Here is a 21592-nt window from a genome sequence, read left to right as displayed (position 1 = left end):
CTTAAAAATCGATGCTATAGGTGATTGTTGGTAAAATGGGTAAAAGTGTAACTTCTTTTCGTTGAGCAGGATTCTTTTCGAGATCGTAGTTATAGAACCAAACATTACGTCGCGAGTAGGCATTTATTAATTGTAACTGCCATTCGGCTTCTCCAAGATCAAAAAAGGTGCCGGTACGGCTAAAGCTCAGATCCAGCCGGTGATAATCGGGCAGCCGTGAGGCATTAACACGCCCTACAATAAGTTGGTTAAGAGGATTGCCAGAGGTCGGAAAATCAAAGGCTGCTGTACGCCCCAGTGGTTTGGTATATGCCTGGCCGGTAGAGTAATTAAATGAAGCGGTTGCGGACCAACGTTTATCAATTTTGTACTCCAGTACCACATTCAGGTCATGGATTCGATCATACTTGGGAGGGTAAAATCGCGGTTGCCCGTTCGCTGCAAGTGGTTCATTAAAGTTGGGATATTTGCGGCGGGTCAGGCTAAAAGTGTAGCCCATGAAGCCGGTAAGTTGGCCTACGCGGCGTTCAAAAAACAGTTCTGCACCATAGGCATACCCTTTGCCAAATCGGAATATATCCTGGTACGGTAGCCCGGCCTGATCGGGTAGAAAAGGGTCCAGCTCAAACAGATCTTCCATGGATCGGTAGTATATTTCGAAGTCCAGCCCATATCCTTTCCAGGGGATGGTTTTGGCCCCCAGCACATACTGATCGCCGTAGGATGGGGGTACGCCGTTATCGGTAGTGAGCCAGACATCAAAACCGGAGAAGGCCTCATTGGATATGAGTGTTAAAAACTGGTTATATCGTCCATAAGCAGCTTGCAAGCGGATGCGATCGGTTGGCTTGTATTCAAGGGAAAACCGGGGCTCTACCCTGAGGTAATTGCCTTCACTAAAGGCGTTGAGGCGTATGCCGGGCGTCATGCTCCATTGCTCAGAAAGGTTCCATTTATCCTGCAGGTACCATGAGCCATATTGCGTGTGAATTCGAGAACTAAAGGTATCTTGCTCGTCAAATGTATCTTGGAGTTTGAGCGTCATTACGCCCGTCCAGAAACCGGTAGACACCTCATGGCTGTTGTTGGGCAAGTATTCAAAATCTCCTTTTAAAGAAAAGTCATAGATATTGTTAGAGCGCTCAAAAGGAGTGGAGGCAACATTAAAGGAGGGATAGTTAAAGTACCGTGAGCCGGTAAGCGTGAAATTGCTAAACAGCTTGTCAGAAAAAATATGCGTCCAGTTAGTGCTAAGGGTTTGGTTCCCATAATTGAGACTAATATTTGCATCGTTGGCAAAGGGGAAGCTGAGGTCGTCAATGCCGGAATAAAACGCCAGTGACAACTTGTTGTTGGCATTTAAATCGTAATTTACTTTTCCATTGATATCCAGGAAGTAAAAACTATTCGGAATGTTATCAACATTTTTGCGAAGAACTGCCAATACCGGTTCCAGGGTAGAACGGCGTACGGCGAACATATAGGACCCATTTTTAAAGGGGCCTTCTACCATGGCCCGAGAGGCCAGTAATCCTAACGAAACGGTTCCTTTGAATTCGTTACGGTTTCCATCTTTATTAAAGATGGTGAGTACAGATCCCAGTCGTCCTCCATATTTAGCAGGGTACCCACCTTTATACAGGCGTACATCTTTTACCGCATCGGGATTAAAGGTGGAGAAGAAGCCGAAAAAGTGAGAGGGGTTATAAACAGTAGTACGGTCGAGCAGAATTAGTGTTTGGTCGGGACTGCCACCACGAATATACAACCCACTAGAGAAGTCGGAGGCCGCCTTAACACCGGGTAACAGCTGTAGCGAGCGAAAAACATCTGCCTGGAATGCTGTGGGCACCTTTTTAATAAATTCAGTTTCTACTTGTGCAAGACCGATATCGCGTTTTTCGTCTTGCTCTTTTTTTGAGGTGACAACCACTTCATCGAGCTGATAGCCTTCCGGCTTCAACTTGATATCTAACCGAAGGTTTTCGCCGGGGGTAAGTTCGATCTGTTTTTCATATCGTTGATAGCCAATATAGGTAGCCACCACGGTATAAGTACCCGGTTCAATATCGGTGAGCGTATAATACCCTGAGGTATTGCTTGAGGTACCCTTAGACGAGTTGGCAATGGCAAAGTTCGCGGATATTAATGTTTCACCGGTTTCAGCATCCGAAATATAACCACTGATGCTGGCGTCTTGTTGGGCGAGCGTTAATAATGGAAAGAGAAGTAGAGCTATTAATACGAAGTGTCGTTTCACGTCTTGATTATTTGTTTAGATGAATGTGAGAATAAAAGAATAATGTCGCTTAAAATCAGAAGCGAATGTTAAATATTTTTTATCGACAAAGTGATTATGAGATTATTATCTTATCGCTTGCCATTTGGCACTAACCGATAATGTTTAAGTTGATAGAATTAAAGATGACTAAAGAAAGTTCGAACTGGATTGTATTAAAGTTTGGTGGAACCAGCGTTTCTTCTCACGAAAATTGGAAGAACATTGTTTCGGTTATACAAAAACGAAAATCTGAAGGGTATTCGGTATGTATTGTACATTCTGCCTTGAGCGGAATTTCAAATTTGCTGGAAGATATTATTGCTAGTGCCCCTCAAGGAGAGGCGACAGAGCTTGTTGAGCGTATTAAAGAGCAACATCAACGGTTAGCATCAACCCTAGGTCTTTCAGCAGAGGAATTACTGCAGGACGATTTTGAAGAATTAGAGCATATTGTTAAAGGAATTGAGCTCATTGGAGAATCCAGCCACCGGGTGCAGGCCCGTTTGTTGGCGATGGGCGAGCTGATGGCAACGAAGTTAGGTGCTGCGTACTTGGAGCAAGAAATTGGTGCGGCAGTCTGGATGGATGCCCGCGATCTTATTAAAGCAGTACCGCAAAAAAATGTTTCGGAGCGCGCACAGGTATTATCCGCGGTGAGCTCATCTGAGTATGAGCCCCGGGTACAAAAAAAGGTAAATGAAGCCGGTTCATTAGTGGTAACACAAGGATTTATTGGTAGCGATGATGAAGGCAAAACGGTGACGCTGGGACGCGGTGGGTCGGATGTGTCGGCTGCCTATTTTGCAGCAAATATTGGGGCAGATCACCTGGAGATATGGACGGATGTACCGGGCATGTTTTCGGCAAATCCACACACGGTACCATCGGCGCGGTTGCTTAACCACCTCAGTTATGAAGAGGCCCAGGAAATTGCAACCAATGGGGCTAAGGTATTACATCCGCGAAGCATTATGCCGGCACGGAAGCATAACATCCCCATAAATGTGCGTTGCACCCAGAAGCCGGAACTGCCAGGGACCGTTATTTCGAGCGATGCAGCTGATAATGAGGCATTGGTAAAAGCAATTTCGGTTCGCCACGATATTATCTTGGTAAGTATGGATTCGCTGGGCATGTGGCAACAGGTGGGGTTCTTGGCAGATGCTTTTGAGGTCTTTAAAGAGCATGGCCTATCTATTGATTTGGTATCAACTTCCCAGTCGAATGTGACGGTATCACTGGATCCGGGCTTAAACGATCATTTTGAGGATGTGCGCGACCAGTTTGAGCAGGAGCTCAGTGAATATTGCAAGGTTGAGGTAATTGAGTCGGTATCGGCAGTGAGCCTGATGGGACGCAAAATTCGTACGATTTTGCACCAGCTGGGAACATCCTTTGAGGTTTTTGAGGAACATCAGGTTTATCTGGTGAGCCAGGCTGCGAATGATCTTAACTTTACCTTTGTGGTGGAAAGCGATCAGGTAGACCGGTTACTTCGACAGCTGCATGAACAGTTAATTTTACAGTCTGGAAACCAGCAGTCTTTTGGCGGTACATGGCCGAAGCTGATGGAAGAGACTCAACCAGAGGAGCATACCAAAGATGCCTGGTGGAAGCGAAAGCGCGAGGAGTTACTTTCACTGATGGAGGAACAAGATTCTGTGTATGTATATGATCGGGAGACGCTTCAAAAGTATGCTGGTTTTATTAAGGATATTGATGCTGTAGATCGTTCGTTGTATGCGATGAAAGCCAATGATAACGAAGAACTATTACATGCTGTTAATGAGCTTGATCTTGGGTTCGAGTGTGTTTCTATCGGTGAAGTAGAGAAGGTAATTGAGCTGTTCCCCGGTATTGATCGGGATGAGATTTTATTTACCCCAAACTTTGCTCCCAAAGAGGAGTATGAGCGAGGATTAGAGCTTGGAGTACACGTAACACTGGATAATATTTACCCCCTACAGCACTGGCCAAAACTGTTTGAGGGTGAAGAGGTGTTCTTGCGGATTGATCCCGGGCATGGGCACGGTCATCATAAGCATGTGAAAACCGGGGGCGTACATTCGAAGTTTGGGATTCCACGCTTTGAAATTCCGGAGGTGGCGGACCTTATCGAACAATATGATATTTCGGTGAAGGGCCTCCATGCCCATATTGGCAGCGGTATCAAAGATCCCCATTCATGGAAAGACGTTGGAATAATTCTGCATGAAGTGGCTGAGGAGCTAGGGGGTGTTCAAATTCTTGATCTTGGTGGCGGTTTTGGAATTCAGGAGAATGAGACCCAGGCAAGCTTGGATATCCGTGAGGTGGCAGCTTATCTCGAACAATTTAAAGAGGCCCACCCCGAATATGAACTCTGGGTAGAACCGGGTCGTTTTTTAGTGGCGACTGCGGGTGTATTACTGACCAAGATTACGCAGCTGAAAGGGAAAGGCGATGTGCGTTACATAGGGGTAGAAACAGGGATGAACTCCTTTATACGTCCGGCACTGTATGGGGCTCGACATACTATTGTAAACCTGGATAAGCTGGATGAGCCGCTGGTACAGACGGTGAATATCGTTGGACCTATCTGTGAGTCGGGCGATAAGCTGGGGATCGACCGGAGGTTCCCGGAATCAGAGGAAGGAGATGTGGTATTGCTTGCCAATGCCGGGGCTTATGGACAGGTGATGAGTTCGGACTATAACTTGCGTCCGCCTGCCGGAGAGTTGGTTATTTAAGGTAGTGTAGGGGGGCTAGAGACTAGATGCTGGATATCTGGCAGTAATCAAGAGAATTGGTTATTAGTATTCATATAATGAGTTTACTACTTCCCCATTTGAGCTATATGAAACAGGATCACAGATTTGAGGTCTATGAAAGTAGTAAAAGATAACATAGTAGAAGGATATGGAGGGCACCGGAATTATCCATAACCATGAAAAGAACGCAGCCCGGACAGAGTTCAGTTTACACACCCAACAATAAGAGCAAAAAATACGTTAAACTGCTCATCCGGCATCCAATATCTAGCTTCCAGCCTCTAACATCCAACTTCCAACCTCCGGTATCTTGTATCCTGAATGTTGTTTGGTCTGAGGGTAATAAACAGTATGATAAACCGTTAGTAATTTGTTATCTTAGTTAACGCTGAGAAAGAAAAACGTTCTTTCACAATTTGGGGGTGTACCGGATTCGACGGAGTGAGTAGAATCGCAGGCTGCATGCCGAGTTTTCGCAATGACACTCGTAAATAATCATTCTGCATTAAACATAGTTGACAACAACTATTCTTATAGCTTAGCTGCGTAACGCAGCTTAGCCGTTCCTTCAGCTTCTTGCCTATCAGTGCTGAAAGGAGCGCCGATTATGATAGGATAGCGTAGGTTTCGCTGTCTGTCGAACCTGCGTAAAACTTTAACAGGCTAGTCTGAAGTTGCCAGTTGCCGGGCGATGCTTCAGGCGAATTTTAAACGGCAAATAAGCATGTAGATGCTTGAACGATATACCATTTCGGACCGGGGTTCGACTCCCCGCACCTCCACAATATTATCAAGCTCAACCACCAAGTGGTTGGGCTTTTTTTTGTTTGGGTTGGCAAAGGGGTAACAGCTTTGGCAACGATGTGACAAATAGTATAGATGAATCTATACCACTCTAGGAAGTGTAAAACATTTTTGGAGATCTCCGAGAGGGGGCAATAAAAAAATCCATACACATTCCCATGTGTATGGATTCTTATAAACTGAGCTGAAATTTCTTAGTCCTAACTATCTATTATTGCCGGGCACGAGGTAGAATGCTATAGTAAAAACTCTTTGATTGAGTTCTTCTATATGTCAGCAATAAATTCCATTACGAATTTGGTTACCTCTTTTTGTAATCAATTAGAAAAATAACCAGGCTCCTATTAACAGGCGCAGGTTCGTTACTGGGTCTGAATTGGTCACGGTGCCATCAGATTCAATACTTCCGTATGCTGCTGCGGTAATATCTGCTTCAACTGAAAATCGAATTGATCCTGATTGAGCTTGAACTCTTGGCGCAATTCGATAGAGGTAATCTACGTCTGCACCACGGACAAAACCTGGGATAGTAACAATATTATTTTGATCGGTTCCCAGGTTTTTGGAGTATCCGGTAAACAAGCCTATCTCATACGTTATTTTGTTAGGATCTCCTCGAAAACCAGTCGTAAGGTCATGCCACAAACTGATCGTTTTGTAAGGCAGAAGGTTGTAGTTATTGTTTCCGCCGGTAGCCTCACGTGCTACTCCCCCCAGCATTAATTGGTCCTGCATATTTTCTCCATATAGAATATAACTTTTACTGGTGAAAATACTTACTGGCAGGTGAAAAAAGCCGAAATAAGAGTAACTGTTTACGGGATTATATTTTTGGGCATCTATGTCTAAACGTTTAAAATCTACTCCTACTCCTCCTGAGATATCGTCTGTACCAACCTGTACCTGGGCATGCAGGTTTGGTACCACAGCATTACGAAGCGAAGCAGTACCACCTGGCCCGGAGAAGTCTCGTTGCGACATAGCTGCCAAGATTCCGGTAAAGATACCTTCCTTATGCGTCAACCTTATTTGAGGATTTCGTGAAAATGGCTGGAAAGGTACGCCGGTAGAAAACGATACCGTTCCCGGGAATGATCGTGTTACAAACAAAGGATGCCATGTTTGGCCAACAATTAGACTGGTTTTAGTCCAATCAAGCTTGAGCCAGGCATGACGCAGTCTTAGCGTATTTATATTGGCCTCTGTAGAACCAAAAAAGGCTGCTTCTACCATTCCCGATGTTTTTGCCCCAAACGCCTTTGGACCACTTATCCGGGCTTGAACTCGGGTTTGCAGGGCAATCATATTAAACTGAGTGTTTTTGTTAATATCTGTTCCGTTCGCATTGAACTCTTTATTCTCTGGAAAGAGTAAAAATTGCCCATCTCGTGCGGATACAGTATTTCTTGTATCCGAATAGATATCGGATTTTACAAATCCTGAAAAAGAAATACTTGTGTCTTGTGCTAAGGCACTGTTAAATGGTAATCCTGTTGCACAAACTCCAAAAATAATCACACACAGGGCTTGTATAAGTCGATGGTTTGATCGTGTACGTTTCATCTTGTTCTCCAAAATTATTTATATAGTTATCTTAAAGTTGAGTAGGGTTGCCCTAAGTATTGATTAGCTTAAGGCTGGTTGTTTTTCTGAACTCCTTGAACCATTCGTTTCCGTATGACGATTATTCTTAGATTCAGAGCCATTATTCATATTAGGCCCACTATTGTACCTGCTAGTACTTGTAGGCTCATTTGATTGCGTTCCCGTTATAATTTCTCTGAGATTAGAAACCATGGCTTTCAACTCGTTAGACCGAGATGAAAGCTCTTCACTGGCACTTGCCGTTTCTTCTGCATTGGCAGCGTTAGCCTGTACCACCGTGTCAATTTTCATTACAGCCGTGTTAACCTGACTCAATCCCGTTGTCTGTTCTTGAGATGCTGTTGCTATATCCGTAACCAGGGTGGCTACCTGTTCAACATTTTCTGCAACATTTTCTACAGATTCTGCAAGTGATTCTGTCACTATTACCCCGGATTCAGCATTCTCTTGAGATTCTTCTATCAATACGGTAGTCTCACTTGCAGCCTTCGAACTTCTTTTTGCCAGTGACCTTACTTCTTCAGCGACGACTGCAAACCCTTTACCGGCATCACCGGCCCGGGCAGCCTCTACAGCAGCATTTAAAGCCAGTAGATTAGTTTGGAAGGCAATTTCATCAATCGTTTTTACAATGGCTGCCGTCTGATTGGCCGAGTCACTTATTAATGAAATCTGTTTGCTCATCCGCTCCATTTCATCCAGCGTTTGAGTCAATAATTCCTTCGTCATATCCATTAGGTCATTCGCCTTTTGGGCATTTTTGGAATTTTGTTTCGTCATTACCTCTAATTCCTCATGAGAGGCCGAAGTTTCCTGTATGCTTGAAGCTTGCTCACTAGCGCCTTCTGCCAACGATTGACTAGCACCGGAAACTTGATAAGATGCTGAAGCAACCTGATCCGACACCGAAGATATGTGTGAAGAGGTCTCTTTCAGTCGGTCACTTAGATTGCGAGAAAATAAAACGGTTGCACCTGTGCCAAGGCCAATTGCTACAAGCGAAATTATCATTAAGAAAAATCCAGCAGACCATACCGTTGATTTAACATCATCGATATATACACCAGTACCAATGATCCAACCCCAGGGAGCAAATTCAGAAACATAGGAAAGCTTCGGTTCAATCCTGTCCTCATCGTCATAATACTGCCACTGATATGGGACAAATCCACCCCCTGATTCTTCACTGACTCGTACAACTTCGATGAAGATGTTGACGCCGTTGGGATCTGTTACAGATGATAAATCCTTTCCGTCCAAGTCGGGGCGAAACGGATGCATGACCATCTTGGGATGAAAATCATTAATCCAAAAATAATCTTTCCCCTTATCTCCAAACCGCATGGTTTTAATAGCTTCTTTTGCCATTTTCTGAGCTTCCTGGCGATTTAACTCACCAGATTGCTCCATTTTATAATAATGTTCCAGAGTTGACAGTCCCACCCTAACCAGTTCCTTGGTTTGGGTTTTCTTTTCTTTCATTATAGAATTGTTCAATAAATACAGTCCTACAACGATGATCATTATCCCGGAAGCTACCAGTATTCCGGTAGTCAAAGTTGTTATTTTGGTTTTTAACCCAGTATTACTCCACATAGAACCCCTTTTTTAAAATTATACACCTGAATGTTTTTAAACACCTTCAATAAGCAGCCAGCATTTACCCTTTTTTTGGGTTACCTAGCAGGCATAATTTTTATTGTTATCGGAGTGATATATTAATTTCTTAAACGGAAGGGGTATTTTATTGATCAGTTTTATACGTTGTGATGTTATTTGCCCATGCTCTCCGTTATTGTTACTACTTTTTGGATGATAGGTTTGAATTAGGGAGGAGATCAGTAACTCTCTGTGACTATTTATGGTAATTTATCAGGTAGGTAAAATTTCAACATCAATTTGATCTGTAAGATGTTGTCACTCTCTGCAATGGATCAGATTAAAAGTCTGACCTGATGAGAGTTGAGCTTCCCGACTATTATTGAAAGGCTTAAATATATATTACTCGGGTTGTAAAAGGATACTATTACGCATGTAGTGGACTGGCCTTCCCTCAGGATTTTGGTTGATATGGCGGTGGACAGATCAACGCTGGTTACTGCCCCGGATAGGGGGGGCACAGAGGGGAAGTGTCATGTATTAGTCATTACATTCAAATACTAAACGAATTGTCAACCTCTTAAGTTCTATGACAGCAATGCCTAAAATAGTGCCATAGGGAGTAAGAAGCTTTGGCAACGATGGGACAAATGGTATAGATGAATCTATACCACTCCAGGAAGTATGAAACATTTTTGGAGATCTCCGAGAAGGGGCAATAAAAAATCCATACACATTGCCTATGTGTATGGATTCAATAGCGTTCAAATAAATTTAGATACAGAGAACCTGAGGGATGGTTACTAAGGATCTAATCTAATTTATAGGGTAAAATCTTCAGCGTGCATTCCATTTTGAGCTTTTTGACCGTTTCCATTTCCGTTTGTATTATTCCCGCTAAACGATTGTGGATTCGGTGATTGCTGTTGTAGATCTTCATCATCCATATGATAATAAGAGATGGATTGCTTCAAACGGTTTGATTGGTTCATAAGCTGTTCTGCTGAAGAAGCCAACTCTTCACTGGAAGCTGCACTTTGCTGTGAAAGGGTATTTAACTGTTGTATGGATTGGTTGACCTCATTAGCTCCCTGGCTTTGTTCATCACTGGCAATAGAAATTTCCTTTACCAAATCGGATGTCTCTTTAATTTTGGGAATCGTTTCGAACATTACTTCGCCGGCTTCTGATGAAAGTTCGTAGGCATCATTAGTAAGTTCTACAATTTCATCGCCAACGTTCTTGCTTTTCTCGGCCAGTACCTGAACCTCCTTGGCTACCACGGCAAACCCTTTGCCTGCTTCCCCGGCCCGTGCTGCTTCAATAGCTGCATTAAGCGCCAGGATATTGGTTTGCGAAGCTATTTCATTAATCTGATTAATTCTATTGGTGATGGTTTCGTTAGCCTCAATAGCTTTTTTCGATTTTTTCCCTACTTCTTTTAGTTGTTCATTAGCGTTGCGGGAAATAACATTCGTTTGCTGAGCATTTTCGGCATTTTGGGTAATATTAGTCGATACTTCTTCCATCGTACTGGATATCTCATCCACGAACTCAGCTTGTTCATTGGATCCGCGGGCCAACTGGTTGGATGTAGCTTCGAGTTGTTCACTTATATTTGATATTTCACTGGATTCGCGCTGCACACCCTTTATCACATTTTTAAGTTGAGCAACTAGACTATGTAGAGCTTTTGAAATATCACCAATTTCATCTTTTCGATTCAGATCTTTTTCAGAAATGTGGATACTTAAATCTCCATCAGCAAGTTCTTTAATTCGTTTTACCATTCTGCGTATTGCCCCGGCAATAGCGTGCGAAAGCAACAAAGAAAATCCTATAAATAGCCCTAGACTAATTAAGAGCACTTTATTAATTGTTCCCTTTAGATCGGCTAACTGCTGGTGAGCATTGTCAAACGCAGTATTAACTTCCAGGCTAGATGCTTTATTTAGCAGTTTTTTGAGCTTTTTTTGCTCGGCAATCATGGCCTGCACATTATTACTGACCTCTTCCGAAAAATCTTGTGTAATCATCATTTCGGAGGCTTTAACACCTTGGCTGTAATAATCATTAAACGACTGAATCGTATTGTTGAGCAGTGTATAATCGTTATCCGCTTTTATCGATTTTGCACTATCGGCCAGCTGCCTAAACTGCGTAGCCAATTTGGTTGTCTTTTCAACCATGGCTTTATCTTTTGCCGCTACCGCATCCTGGAACGATTTCTCAATAGCCGCTTGAGTTGAGCTCATGCGATTAGTGAGGTCATTATACGGGATATAAGAATACTGAACCGTATTCAGTTCCTTTTTGATCGTTTCATTACTCCACCGAGTGGTATAAAATATCGCACCTACAACCATAATAAATATGGTAGGGAAAACAAGAATTTTATACCTGAGTTTTATGTGATTGAATATATTCATTGTTCGACAAGTTGAATTTTTTATACCCTACTACTAAAAACGCATGTTTTGCTGAATTTTAGTTTTTTAATTCCTCCTTATAAAAATGCGAGCCATAAAAACAGGTATCCATTTCTTATGACTCGCTTATACTAATGTGTTAATTAATGGTCAACACTTTTACACCGGATGCATCAGTTGATTCGGATATATAACCAACGGCTCCGGGATTATTTTTGACAAAAGTGATAACTTCGGCATCACTTGAGCGCTCGACGGGAGCTGTTCCTTTTCCGGAAAAAGCTGCTTGCTGCCAATAACTTCTTATGGCACCAACATCTCTGCCAAGAACGTCATTTGAAAATGCCTTCCGTGTTGCGGAACTAGATTTCAAATCAACCGGACTGATGGATGACCCATCATCCCATTTAGTTTTATTTTTAAGAAATATTTCAGATAAATTTTTCTTAGATATCGATTCTGTACTGTTAGCGCTATTTACGATCACCTTATATGACTGAGCCGTAGCTTCTGTAGCAAAGGCAATCAAGAAAACGCCCAATAATGTTGTTATAATGTTTTTCATCTTCTTATAACCTTTAGAATGAATAAATTAATGTACCTACAAAACCATTGATAGGGTCACTAGAGTGGTCATAGCGCAAGTATTCAAGCTTAAATGTCTTTCTAAAGCTTGGCTTGTAGTTAATTCCTGCGGTATATCGTTTGTAGTCAACATCGGCGGTTTTTTGATCCTCATATCTTATATAAGGAGTAACCTTATTGATGCGATGGTTTAACTCGACAAAACCCCCTTCCAAGTCGGTATCAGAGCCGTCTATTTTGAGGTCAGAATACCAGTATTCTCCTACTAGCTTTGTGTTGTTATACTGTAACTTTACGTTAACCCCGTAGCTGAATTTTTCAAATTTACTTTCTTGAACTATTTGTGCGGGATCTGGCCCAACAACACCGGCCGGAACGTTAACGAGTAGTGGAACATCCTGATCATTAGGTTTGAATGCACTAAAACCAACATCAACATTTGATTTATAGGAAAAACCTACTCTACCACCATACCCAAAGTTGTAGGTTTTATTGTATGAGGGATCTAATGTAGCAGAACTGTTAATTTGTTTTTTGAAGTAATTTACTTCATCCCCGAAAAAACGAACAGCACCGGTTCTTAGCCAGGTTGAGTTATTAAAACCACCGGCAAAGACATCATAATTGACTTTGAATTCTGATCCGATTGATCCATTAAGGGACGCACCATCAATAGTAACGGGATAGAACTCGTGATTGGTTACCAATATAGGTAGCGTTGCACTGGTATTAACAGGTGCATAATAATAAGTATTACTGGGGCTTAACGGCAGCAAAAATCGACCGGCTTTAAACTTAGCCTCTTCTGAGAAGGTGAGTTCACCGAAAGCCTCATTAAGCATCTGGTCAATTTCAAATTTGGGACGATAAACAAATACCCCTTTTATCCTAAAATTGGATTTGACCTGATATGATATTAAAATACCTGCTTCTGAGACTGCTGCAGAATAATTTAAATCATATCCATCCAGCTCGTCAAAGTAATTAACTTCGGTCGAGATATAACCGGTTATGTTTGTTTCTGGTTCCCAATTGCTTTGCGAAAATGAAATCTTTGTACCAATGAGAAAAACAAAGATTAATGTTAAGATTGATATTTTTCTATTCACCATAGTTTTATTTTTATATAGTTAGCCTTTAGTGCAGAGATACATTGAACGCATGTTAGTTATACCCTACTAGTCAGGTGTACTTATCGTCGGATGTAAATTTTACTTAAATCTGAGAGCCTGCTTGTTTTGATAGTGATATATAAGGATGGCAGTGACATGATTTTTTGATAAAAAGGCCGTTAGGATAACTATATGCGGTTTTAAACTGAAATGAATGACTGTATAAAAAATTATGCAGATGGTTTAGATTGGCTAAGGCTGATTGAAAAAAGCCAATAGGGGATAGAATATTTCGGTAAGTTATTTATCTGGAGCGTGTTTTGTGCTTCACTATGGATTATTAATTATTACCTTTCAGTTGTATTAAATAATTGTGGATTTCACCTAATACAGATATTTCTCATGAATCTACGAATGATTGAAGTGATCGCTCCCGCCGAGGCGTTAACAGAGGCGCGAAAAACAGTTGACGAAGAAAATATTATGGGAGTGTGGTCCGACACGATTGATGACGGCCGGGGCATTCTCCGGATGTTGGTGAATATGGATCAAACAGAAACCATTTCGGACACACTGAGTAAACAGTTTGGGAATGAAGAAGATTTTAGGATCATGCTGTTTTCGGTAGAGGCTACATTGCCTCAGCCTGAGATCAACGAGGAAGAGCAGGAGAGTGCAGAAGAGGATGACGTTCCTGCCCGGATAAGTCGTGAAGAATTATATGCTGATGTAACGTCAGGTTCAGAATTGACGCCGGTGTATCTGGCAATGGTCGTTCTTTCTACCTTAGTTGCAGGTATTGGGTTAATATTGGATGACGTTGCTACGATCATTGGCGCAATGGTGATTGCGCCGTTGCTTGCTCCCAATGTAGCACTTGCACTGGCAGCTACGCTGGGGGATGTTGAGCTGGGTTGGCGCTCATTAAAAGCCAATGCAGCAGGATTGGCAGTAGCTTTGGCTGTTGCATTTGTAATGGGGTTGATACTTACCGTTGATCCCGGTTCCGAGGAGTTACTAAGTCGAACAATGGTAAATCTAAAGCATATTATTATTGCTCTTGCTGCAGGAAGTGCCGGAGTGTTAGCATTCACACGGGGAGTACCGGCTGCAATTGTAGGAGTAATGGTGGCGGTAGCGTTACTGCCGCCGCTTGTGGATGTAGGATTACTGCTTGGGGCCGGTTATATACAACTTGCTATTGGGGCAGGTATCTTAACCTTAACAAACCTGATCTGTATTAACTTGGCAGGTATTTCAACTTTTTTAATTCAGGGCGTTCGTCCTCGAGGTTGGTGGGAAGAGAAAAAGGCAACCAAAGCATCTCGCATTGCTCTTGCAACTTGGTTCGTCTTATTAGTCGTATTTGCAATCATCATTTGGTACTGGGGACAGTTTGATGTGCAAGCGATGATCTCGTAGCCCGAGAGCAATTTCTTATAACTCTAATTTTTATTTGTTACCTCCTTTTAGGGAGCGTAGCAAACCCCGGCATGTCATCCTGGACCTGTGCTACGAAGCCATACCTACACCTAAGGGTTTCGGCAGATTACACCTTGGCGTAGTAGTAATCAGTTCAAGATCTCGGTTTCNGGAGCGTAGCAAACCCCGGCATGTCATCCTGGACCTGTGCTACGAAGCCATACCTACACCTAAGGGTTTCGGCAGATTACACCTTGGCGTAGTAGTAATCAGTTCAAGATCTCGGTTTCAATGCTAATAACTGTATATGAGATGCTGAAAGAGATACTTCGACAAGTCAACCTATGCTAAAGCTTCTGCTGATAAACTCAGTACATGGTTCAGCATGACAAGATGTGACTAGTTTTGCAAAGCCTTCTTTTAACAAAAAAGCCCAACCAATTATGGCTGGGCTTTAGGAGTAATAGAGTTTTTATAAAAGAATAAATTTATTAATCCATTTATTTAAGACTGGTCTAGCTCGTTTTCTTCGGGGACGATAGAAATTTTATCAAGCGAGAGTCCATGCATGATAGCATCGTAATTGGTTACATCCTTAGGGATGATAACATCATTTTTATCACTGGCCAGTTTAGAAAGCTGACTGATATACTTTTCAGCCAATCGCATCTGCATTGCTTCTTTTCCTTTATCATGAGAAAGGGCATCGGCAATCTCTTCAATAGAAATGGCGGTGGCTTCAGCCAGTGATTCAATCTCTTGAGCCACCCCTTCGGCTTCGTTAATTTGACGCTGCATTTCACCTTCCGAGACGTTGATAATCTCTTTCTTCTCACCTTCAGCATCATTAATAGTGGATTGCATAATCCCTTCCGACTTGGCAATGGTAGCTCTTCGCTCTCGCTCAGCAGTCATCTGGCGCTCCATGGCATTTTGGATCGTCTTTGGAGTGTAGATGTTTTTGATCTCATACCGAAGCACACGAATACCCCATGCTTTTTCCATTTCGCTAAGTACGTCGACTACTTCTTTATTGATAATGGCACGATCTTCAAACGTATCATCCAGGTCCATGGTACCGATAATGGAGCGGGTGGTAGTTTGAGCAAGCTGTACCGCTGCAAAACGATAGTCCGTTACGCCATAACTGGCATTAACCGGATCTATCACTGCCAGGTAAATAACACCGTCCACTTCTACTTTTACGTTATCTTTGGTGAAGCACTCTTGGGGCTGTACTTCAATGGTTTCCTCACGCAGATCTTGTTTGTATCGCACTTGATCGAAAAAGGGTACGAGAGCGTGGAAACCGGGCCCTAACGTTTTGTGGTACTTTCCCAACCGCTCAACAATATAGGCCTTTTGGGTAGGCACTAACTGAATAGATTGTACAAATTTGAATAAAATATAAATACTTAAAAGTCCGAGTACACCTTGGCTAATTAATTCAATCATTGTGCGCCTCCCTTAGCGTTGGTTGTTGAAGTGGGCGTATGGTCACTGACCTTTCCAACCCCTTCGAAGAATGTTTTTAGATTTGCAGTTTCGGTAGGCAGTACCGATACATTTGAACGTTCAATAACATTACCCAGCTGACCGATAAACTGTTCAATGAGTTTTGTTTTAACAGCTAAGTCTCCACCTGGTTTGGCAATGGCTTCAGAAACACGCTTAATTCCTTTTGAAGTTGCTTTGGCAATAAGTTCAATCTCTTTAGCCTTACCTTTAGCTTCATTAATACGTTTTTGTCGTTTAGCTTCAGATAATAGAATGGCTTCCTTCCGTTCACCTTGCGATTCATTAATTTTGAAATCACGCGTACCGGTAGATTCGGTAATCTCTGCCCGCTTGTCCCGTTCAGCCTCCATCTGTTTTTCAAGAGTGTGAATGAGGTTGTCAGACGGGCGAATATTTCGGATTTCGTAGCGTAGCACTTTAATACCCCATGGGTCGGAAGCTTTATCAATTTCTCGAACAATATTTTCATTCATCTGTTCGCGTTCCGAAAAGGTATCATCCAGCGTAATTTTACCGATTTCGCTACGCATGGTGGTCTGTGCCAGGTTAATGGCTGCCAGTTTATAATTACCGATGCCGTAGCTGGCTTTATAGGAATCCATAACCTTAACATAGACCAAGCCGTCAACCTCTACCTCAATATTATCTTTGGTGATACAGGTCTGGCTGGGGACATCAATAACCTGCTCGCGCATCTCTTGGCGATAAGCAGGGCGATCCACAAAAGGAATTAAAAAATGAAGTCCCGGTTTAAGGGTTTTGATATATTTGCCCAAACGCTCCTGAATAACTTCTTCGCGCATCTCAACGATGATAAACACCTTTGTGAAAACAAAGACGCCAAGGGCTATAATAATTAGTAAGGTTGTCCACATGGCACTATTAGCTTAATTAAGTTTCAAAGATATGTGTGAGTCTGAAATTTTACTGTTCAATTTCGTCGACCGGTTCTACAATCCAGGTTACGTTATTACGATAACGGATTTTAGCTTTTTGTCCGGCAGAAATTTCCCCTTCTAAAGTTTGGGCTTTCCACGAGATTCCCTGGAATCGTATACGCCCGGAATTATCATCGGCATTTACCGGCTCAATAACTTCGACCACTTCATCCATAGCTTCTACATCTTCATCAGCTAGCTTGTAGCTGCTATCACCACCCCAATATTTCATTAATAGTGGGCGCATGGCGAGGATAAGTGCAACCGAAGTAAAAAGCCAAGTGATAATTGATGTGGTAGGATCATCGAGTATTCCAAACCAGCGAAGAGCTCCTACAATAAGGCCACTAACACCTAGAAAAAAAGAAACTCCGCCCGGAATAATGGTCTCGATAATCATCAGTACAATACCCCCGATGAAAAAAACCATTGTTAAAGTCTCGGCATCCATCTCAACTTATTTTTAATAATTATTTCTTTCTCGAATTATAGATAAATTTTTCGCAACCACAAATTCCGATGAGGCCAGAATAAAATCATTTATAAAACTTTTAATGGGCTGCTAAGTTGTAAATATTAGAAGTAAGGCGAAAGAAAAGGAATATTATTTTTTAAAAACGCTATATGTGTGTGATCGGTATTCCAACAGGGTATCAAAAAAAACCGTTAATTATTTCTAATAGAGGTCAATATAGTGTGAAAGGGTAAAAAAAAGTTAATCTCATTTTGTAACACCCATCAGTTTTATTACTCTTGCATTCACAAACTGTTAACTGGAACTATTTGTTTGGACCGTTTTTGTTGTATGGAAACAAAAAAAGTTTTGATTGTAGAAGATGAGCTTATTATATCTATGCTTATAGAACGCATGGTCGGGAATATGGGGCATGAGGTAGTAGATAAAGTAAGCTCAGGCGAGGATGCCATTACTGCCGCTTTTGAACATGAACCTGATATTATTTTAATGGATATCCGCTTGCAGGGAGATATCAACGGCATTGAGGCTATGTCACAAATACGCGAAAAGTTGGATACCCCTGTCATTTATATCTCTGGTAACACCGATAAATTACATATGGATCAGATCGAATCCAGTGATTATATAGAATTCCTCTCTAAACCTATTACGTTTTCAGAGCTAAATCGGTCCTTTGATATGGCCTCATAATTTAAAAAGAGATGAATCTTTTCTCCTAAATGCCCGTACATAAAGATTACAGATTCCTGTAATGAAAAACTTAATATGTTATGGCTGCTAAGTTTCAGAAACTTAAAGAGGAGCTCAAATCGTTAGAGCAGGGTGAGATTTTATCTCGTCCGGTTGTCAAAAAAGATCGAACAAACGGGTTATTCCAGTTTGGATTATCATCTCCGGGATGGATAAGAAAGATACTGCTTGCTGGTTTTTTAGGTAGCTTTTTACTCTATGCCGGTGTTAACTATTTTGGGGTTAGTACAAATTCACCATCGGTAGGCGATTCTGTAACCACTTTTCAGAACTGGGTTAACCAGCCTGACGAAGAGCTGTTACAAGGGATGGGTGCCTGGATGGAAGAGATGGGGTATACCGATCTGAGTAAAGAAGACCTTATTGAACTGCGTGAGCAGGGGGTTACGGCAACCTATACCTTGCGAATCCGGGATCTCGGTTACACCGACCTTACGTTAGATGAAGTTGTGAGATTACAACAAAATGATGTTTCCAGCACTTTTGCTGCTATGATGAAAGAGCTGGGGTACAACCTAACCATCGAGGACCTTATTGAGTTGCGCCAACATGATGTAACGGCCTATTTTACCAGCAATTTACATGATTTAGGGTATACTGATATAACAACTGAAGAACTAATTCGGTTAAAAGATACCGGGGTTTCTACTCGAGAGGCCAAAGCTTTTGTTGAGCAGCAAGGTGGTGAGCTTCCGTCTATAGAAGAACTGATTCGCCACCATATCAGTAATCAGTAAGAAACTGGTTTTAATGACGTTGTGATTCTCTCTTCTTTATAATCCTGGAATTACTTATTCGGTAGTATAGTATTTTGCCAAGTAGGGGCTGTATGCTGTGGTAATTTCAAAGAGCCCCGATTCTAGCACTATTGCATTTCTTTTAAAAAATGATGGCCTGCCATTGGGGGTACCCGGGGCGGTTTTGTGTATGACTAACAAATGAGGTTATAAAAACAAGAATATGAAGTCTCTTTGTTATGTCAAAATTCATCAAATCTTTGGGTACATCCCTTTTGCTGGTATCTCTAATTATATTTTGGGTATATAATCTATCCTATAATACAGAAATAACATCGGCCACTGGTGGGGCTGTTGAGATAACAGTGTTATATAAAAATGGAGAAGAGGTAAAAGATATAAATTATACAATCGATCTTTTAGAAGAGGGGGGCTATTCTTTGGGATTTGTCGATCGCTCAACGAACTGTTCAATGCTTACGCCCTCACCATCGGTACGAGTGCATGCAGATCAGCTTGCACATCTTACTATACAAGTGCAATGCAACGGAAAGTTGGGGAAGAGAACTGGTCACATTCTCTATGCTCATAACAGTCTGGAAAGAGTGTTGCTATACGAAATTAAGAATGCACAACATAGCTTCAAAAAGATAAGAAGTAGCAATATTTCTGTGCTCGGGATCAATAAAGACCCACTGGTAACATTTAGTTTAGAGGGAAATATTTGGAGTCTCGATACTGGAACCAGAAAGCTTAAACAGTTAACGGATGCTGGTTTAGATAACGAGCCTGACTGGGCACCTGATGGAGAGCATATCGCTTTTACAAGCCGAAGAGACGGCAATAAGGAGATATATGTGATGGGTGCGGAGGGGAATCAACAGCAAAATATTACGAATAGCCCTAGCTCAGACTATTTTCCGGATTGGTCTCCCGACGGAATGAAGGTCGTATTTACCAGTAATAGAAAGGGAAAAGAAGAGTTGTTTATTGTATACCCAAACACAAAACGTGTGCGGCAACTAACCCATAATACAATCCAGGAACAGGAAGCCCTATGGATGCCCGATGGAAGAGCCATAAAAGTTAGAAGCAGAAGTGTGTTAGGAATGAGCCGGATTTACACAATAGATTTTAATGGGAGAATTTTGGAAACAGAAATAGCAGTAACTGCTTTTAGCTTTAACCGCTTTTATCAATCTACCCACAATCTAATGCAGGCTGATGTTTATGCTACAGATCTAAACAACCCGTTTAGCGGTTGGATTTAATGGTTCTTAAATGAGACATCGCTTTCTGTGCCATCCCGGATCCCGAAGTGGTGATTAGCGTTGACCTGCCGCCAACTTATATCAACGATACCGGGCTTTGGTCAGCGACACTAAAGCTGCTTTAAATGCAACTTTTGCGGTTTACAAAATTATAAAGAGAGACAACGTTCCCCTAAGAACAAAGCCGATACAGTGCCTCTGTTGAACGCAGGGGCATTGTTTTATTTGAAATTAGTGTGTGTGCTGTACTGTATTAGATTTAAAAAATATTTCACTTTCAGGTTGTTTATTTGGCAGAAGCTTTACAACTTCAATGCCATTTAAATTAGTTCTAAATAAGATTTTTTCTCTACGTTATGTCCGAGATTAAGCTTCCGGAAGTTGAATTAAATATTTATACCCCACGCGAACCTGTTGAAGTGCCTGTTGTTGAAAATAGGATTTGTTCCAAGGCGAGCAGTCCTAACTATGTACGGCATATGACCTTTGATATTGGGGGCACGGAGCTTGAAAATCACGTTCGGGTAGGGCAGTCTATCGGTATTTTACCCCCGGGAAAAAATGAAAAAGGCCGTGATTATAAATTACGCCTGTATTCGGTGTCTTCGCCAACAGAAGGGGAGGGCGGAGAGTCAAACCTGGTTTCAACCACAGTAAAACGGACCATAGAGGAGCTGGATGATAATTCGCTGTATTTAGGAGTCTGTTCTAATTATTTGGCTGATTTATCTCCCGGGGATACCGTTAAAATGACCGGCCCCAGTGGACGTCGTTTTTTACTTCCCGAGAATGCCCATGATTTTAACTATATCTTCTTTGCTACCGGCACGGGCATAGCCCCGTATCGCGGTATGATTAAAGAGCTTATAGATGCCGGGTTCGAAAATGAGATCGTACTCGTTTTTGGTTGCCCTTATCGCACGGATCTGCTATATCCCAACTATTTTGAATCGCTGGATGAAGAGAAAGACAACTTCCATTACCTGCCACGAGTTTCTCGTGAAGACCGGCGCGAAGATGGTTCCAAAAAATATGTACAGACAGCCTTGTGGGATAATAGTGAGCTTTTGGAGCCGTTGCTGGAGAAAGAAAACACCTTAATGTATATCTGTGGTCTTAAAGGAATGGAACGGGGTATTTACACAGCGCTCGCCCAAAAAGGACTTCACCAATACCTTGATCTGAGAGAACCGGCCGCGGGTAAAAAACCTACTGAATGGGACGACAGAGATATGAAGCGATATGTTAAGCCCTCGCCCCGTACCTTTGTAGAGGTTTATTAAATGATCTTTGATAGGAAACTGTGTTAAACA

The 21592-nt window shown here is 42.0% G+C and carries 15 protein-coding genes and 1 other RNA gene; 7 read left to right on the top strand and 9 right to left on the bottom strand.

The genetic code is table 11. The features are described 5' to 3' along the window. Position 1: 1 nt before the first annotated feature. A complete protein-coding gene (locus tag G3569_RS05775) occupies positions 2-2260 on the bottom strand; it encodes a TonB-dependent receptor (RefSeq protein ID WP_350356549.1) in 2259 nt (752 codons plus the stop codon). Positions 2261-2424: 164 nt separating this feature from the next. Between G3569_RS05775 and G3569_RS05770 the strand changes: the two genes are divergently transcribed. Both G3569_RS05770 and ssrA read left to right on the top strand, forming a co-directional pair. After that, a complete protein-coding gene (locus G3569_RS05770) occupies positions 2425-5010 on the top strand; it encodes a bifunctional aspartate kinase/diaminopimelate decarboxylase (protein WP_165266986.1) in 2586 nt (861 codons plus the stop codon). Between the two features lie 439 nt (positions 5011-5449). Continuing rightward, positions 5450-5816: a transfer-messenger RNA gene (gene ssrA / locus G3569_RS05765) on the top strand. A gap of 340 nt (positions 5817-6156) precedes the next feature. Here ssrA and G3569_RS05760 read toward each other — a convergent pair. From G3569_RS05760 to G3569_RS05740, 5 genes are all read right to left on the bottom strand, one after another. Beyond that, positions 6157-7398 carry a hypothetical protein gene (locus tag G3569_RS05760; protein ID WP_165266984.1) on the bottom strand — a complete coding sequence of 414 codons (1242 nt, stop codon included), beginning with the start codon at positions 7396-7398 and terminating at the stop codon, positions 6157-6159. 63 nt (positions 7399-7461) lie between these two features. Next, positions 7462-8922, bottom strand: coding sequence for a methyl-accepting chemotaxis protein (locus G3569_RS05755; RefSeq protein ID WP_165266982.1), 1461 nt, complete (start codon positions 8920-8922; stop codon positions 7462-7464). A 938-nt stretch (positions 8923-9860) separates the two neighbouring features. Beyond that, positions 9861-11468 (bottom strand): methyl-accepting chemotaxis protein, encoded by a 1608-nt coding sequence (locus G3569_RS05750; RefSeq protein WP_165266980.1) that lies wholly within the window; start codon positions 11466-11468, stop codon positions 9861-9863. A 139-nt stretch (positions 11469-11607) separates the two neighbouring features. Beyond that, entirely contained in the window at positions 11608-12033 is a 426-nt protein-coding gene (locus G3569_RS05745) for a substrate-binding domain-containing protein (protein WP_165266978.1), read from the bottom strand. A 13-nt stretch (positions 12034-12046) separates the two neighbouring features. Beyond that, positions 12047-13165 (bottom strand): hypothetical protein, encoded by a 1119-nt coding sequence (locus tag G3569_RS05740; protein ID WP_165266976.1) that lies wholly within the window; start codon positions 13163-13165, stop codon positions 12047-12049. 402 nt (positions 13166-13567) lie between these two features. On the opposite strand from G3569_RS05740, the gene G3569_RS05735 reads away from it, so the two are divergent. Continuing rightward, positions 13568-14587: a TIGR00341 family protein gene (locus G3569_RS05735; RefSeq protein WP_165266974.1), complete on the top strand. Its 1020-nt coding sequence runs from the start codon at positions 13568-13570 to the stop codon at positions 14585-14587. Positions 14588-15091: 504 nt separating this feature from the next. Here G3569_RS05735 and G3569_RS05730 read toward each other — a convergent pair. Genes G3569_RS05730 through G3569_RS05720 form a run of 3 tightly spaced genes read right to left on the bottom strand, consistent with a single transcriptional unit; the run spans position 15092 to position 17494 of the window. Beyond that, positions 15092-16042 (bottom strand): SPFH domain-containing protein, encoded by a 951-nt coding sequence (locus G3569_RS05730; protein ID WP_165266972.1) that lies wholly within the window; start codon positions 16040-16042, stop codon positions 15092-15094. Next, on the bottom strand, positions 16039-16980 hold the full coding sequence (locus tag G3569_RS05725; protein WP_165266970.1) for an SPFH domain-containing protein: 942 nt from the start codon (positions 16978-16980) through the stop codon (positions 16039-16041). Before G3569_RS05725 ends, G3569_RS05730 begins: the two co-directional genes overlap by 4 nt. 49 nt (positions 16981-17029) lie before the next feature. Beyond that, complete coding sequence (locus G3569_RS05720; RefSeq protein ID WP_165266968.1) at positions 17030-17494, bottom strand: NfeD family protein; 465 nt, start codon at positions 17492-17494, stop codon at positions 17030-17032. A gap of 354 nt (positions 17495-17848) precedes the next feature. Here G3569_RS05720 and G3569_RS05715 point away from each other — a divergent pair, with 354 nt between their 5' ends. From G3569_RS05715 to G3569_RS05700, 4 genes are all read left to right on the top strand, one after another. Next, positions 17849-18211 carry a response regulator gene (locus G3569_RS05715; protein WP_165266966.1) on the top strand — a complete coding sequence of 121 codons (363 nt, stop codon included), beginning with the start codon at positions 17849-17851 and terminating at the stop codon, positions 18209-18211. Positions 18212-18291: 80 nt separating this feature from the next. After that, positions 18292-19008: a DUF885 domain-containing protein gene (locus tag G3569_RS05710; RefSeq protein WP_165266964.1), complete on the top strand. Its 717-nt coding sequence runs from the start codon at positions 18292-18294 to the stop codon at positions 19006-19008. A 239-nt stretch (positions 19009-19247) separates the two neighbouring features. After that, the gene (locus G3569_RS05705) at positions 19248-20279 is read left to right on the top strand and encodes a TolB family protein (protein WP_165266962.1); all 1032 of its coding nucleotides are present in this window, start codon (positions 19248-19250) and stop codon (positions 20277-20279) included. A 356-nt stretch (positions 20280-20635) separates the two neighbouring features. Then, entirely contained in the window at positions 20636-21562 is a 927-nt protein-coding gene (locus G3569_RS05700) for a ferredoxin reductase domain-containing protein (protein WP_165266960.1), read from the top strand. Positions 21563-21592 lie beyond the last annotated feature (30 nt).

Source organism: Fodinibius halophilus (assembly GCF_011059105.1).
In the GTDB taxonomy this organism is placed as follows: domain Bacteria; phylum Bacteroidota; class Rhodothermia; order Balneolales; family Balneolaceae; genus Fodinibius; species Fodinibius halophilus.
The sequence above is the reverse complement of the archived record's forward strand: the minus strand, read 5'-3'. Positions and strand labels throughout refer to the sequence as shown.

What these genes read in the sequence shown, in the direction of transcription:
- G3569_RS05770 (WP_165266986.1), top strand. Translation starts at nt 2,425, where the DNA reads ATGACTAAAGAAAGTTCGAACTGGATTGTATTAAAGTTTGGTGGAACC.
- G3569_RS05760 (WP_165266984.1), bottom strand. Translation starts at nt 7,398, where the DNA reads ATGAAACGTACACGATCAAACCATCGACTTATACAAGCCCTGTGTGTG.
- G3569_RS05755 (WP_165266982.1), bottom strand. Translation starts at nt 8,922, where the DNA reads ATGAAAGAAAAGAAAACCCAAACCAAGGAACTGGTTAGGGTGGGACTG.
- G3569_RS05750 (WP_165266980.1), bottom strand. Translation starts at nt 11,468, where the DNA reads ATGAATATATTCAATCACATAAAACTCAGGTATAAAATTCTTGTTTTC.
- G3569_RS05745 (WP_165266978.1), bottom strand. Translation starts at nt 12,033, where the DNA reads ATGAAAAACATTATAACAACATTATTGGGCGTTTTCTTGATTGCCTTT.
- G3569_RS05740 (WP_165266976.1), bottom strand. Translation starts at nt 13,165, where the DNA reads ATGGTGAATAGAAAAATATCAATCTTAACATTAATCTTTGTTTTTCTC.
- G3569_RS05735 (WP_165266974.1), top strand. Translation starts at nt 13,568, where the DNA reads ATGAATCTACGAATGATTGAAGTGATCGCTCCCGCCGAGGCGTTAACA.
- G3569_RS05730 (WP_165266972.1), bottom strand. Translation starts at nt 16,042, where the DNA reads ATGATTGAATTAATTAGCCAAGGTGTACTCGGACTTTTAAGTATTTAT.
- G3569_RS05725 (WP_165266970.1), bottom strand. Translation starts at nt 16,980, where the DNA reads ATGTGGACAACCTTACTAATTATTATAGCCCTTGGCGTCTTTGTTTTC.
- G3569_RS05720 (WP_165266968.1), bottom strand. Translation starts at nt 17,494, where the DNA reads ATGGATGCCGAGACTTTAACAATGGTTTTTTTCATCGGGGGTATTGTA.
- G3569_RS05715 (WP_165266966.1), top strand. Translation starts at nt 17,849, where the DNA reads ATGGAAACAAAAAAAGTTTTGATTGTAGAAGATGAGCTTATTATATCT.
- G3569_RS05710 (WP_165266964.1), top strand. Translation starts at nt 18,292, where the DNA reads ATGGCTGCTAAGTTTCAGAAACTTAAAGAGGAGCTCAAATCGTTAGAG.
- G3569_RS05705 (WP_165266962.1), top strand. Translation starts at nt 19,248, where the DNA reads ATGTCAAAATTCATCAAATCTTTGGGTACATCCCTTTTGCTGGTATCT.
- G3569_RS05700 (WP_165266960.1), top strand. Translation starts at nt 20,636, where the DNA reads ATGTCCGAGATTAAGCTTCCGGAAGTTGAATTAAATATTTATACCCCA.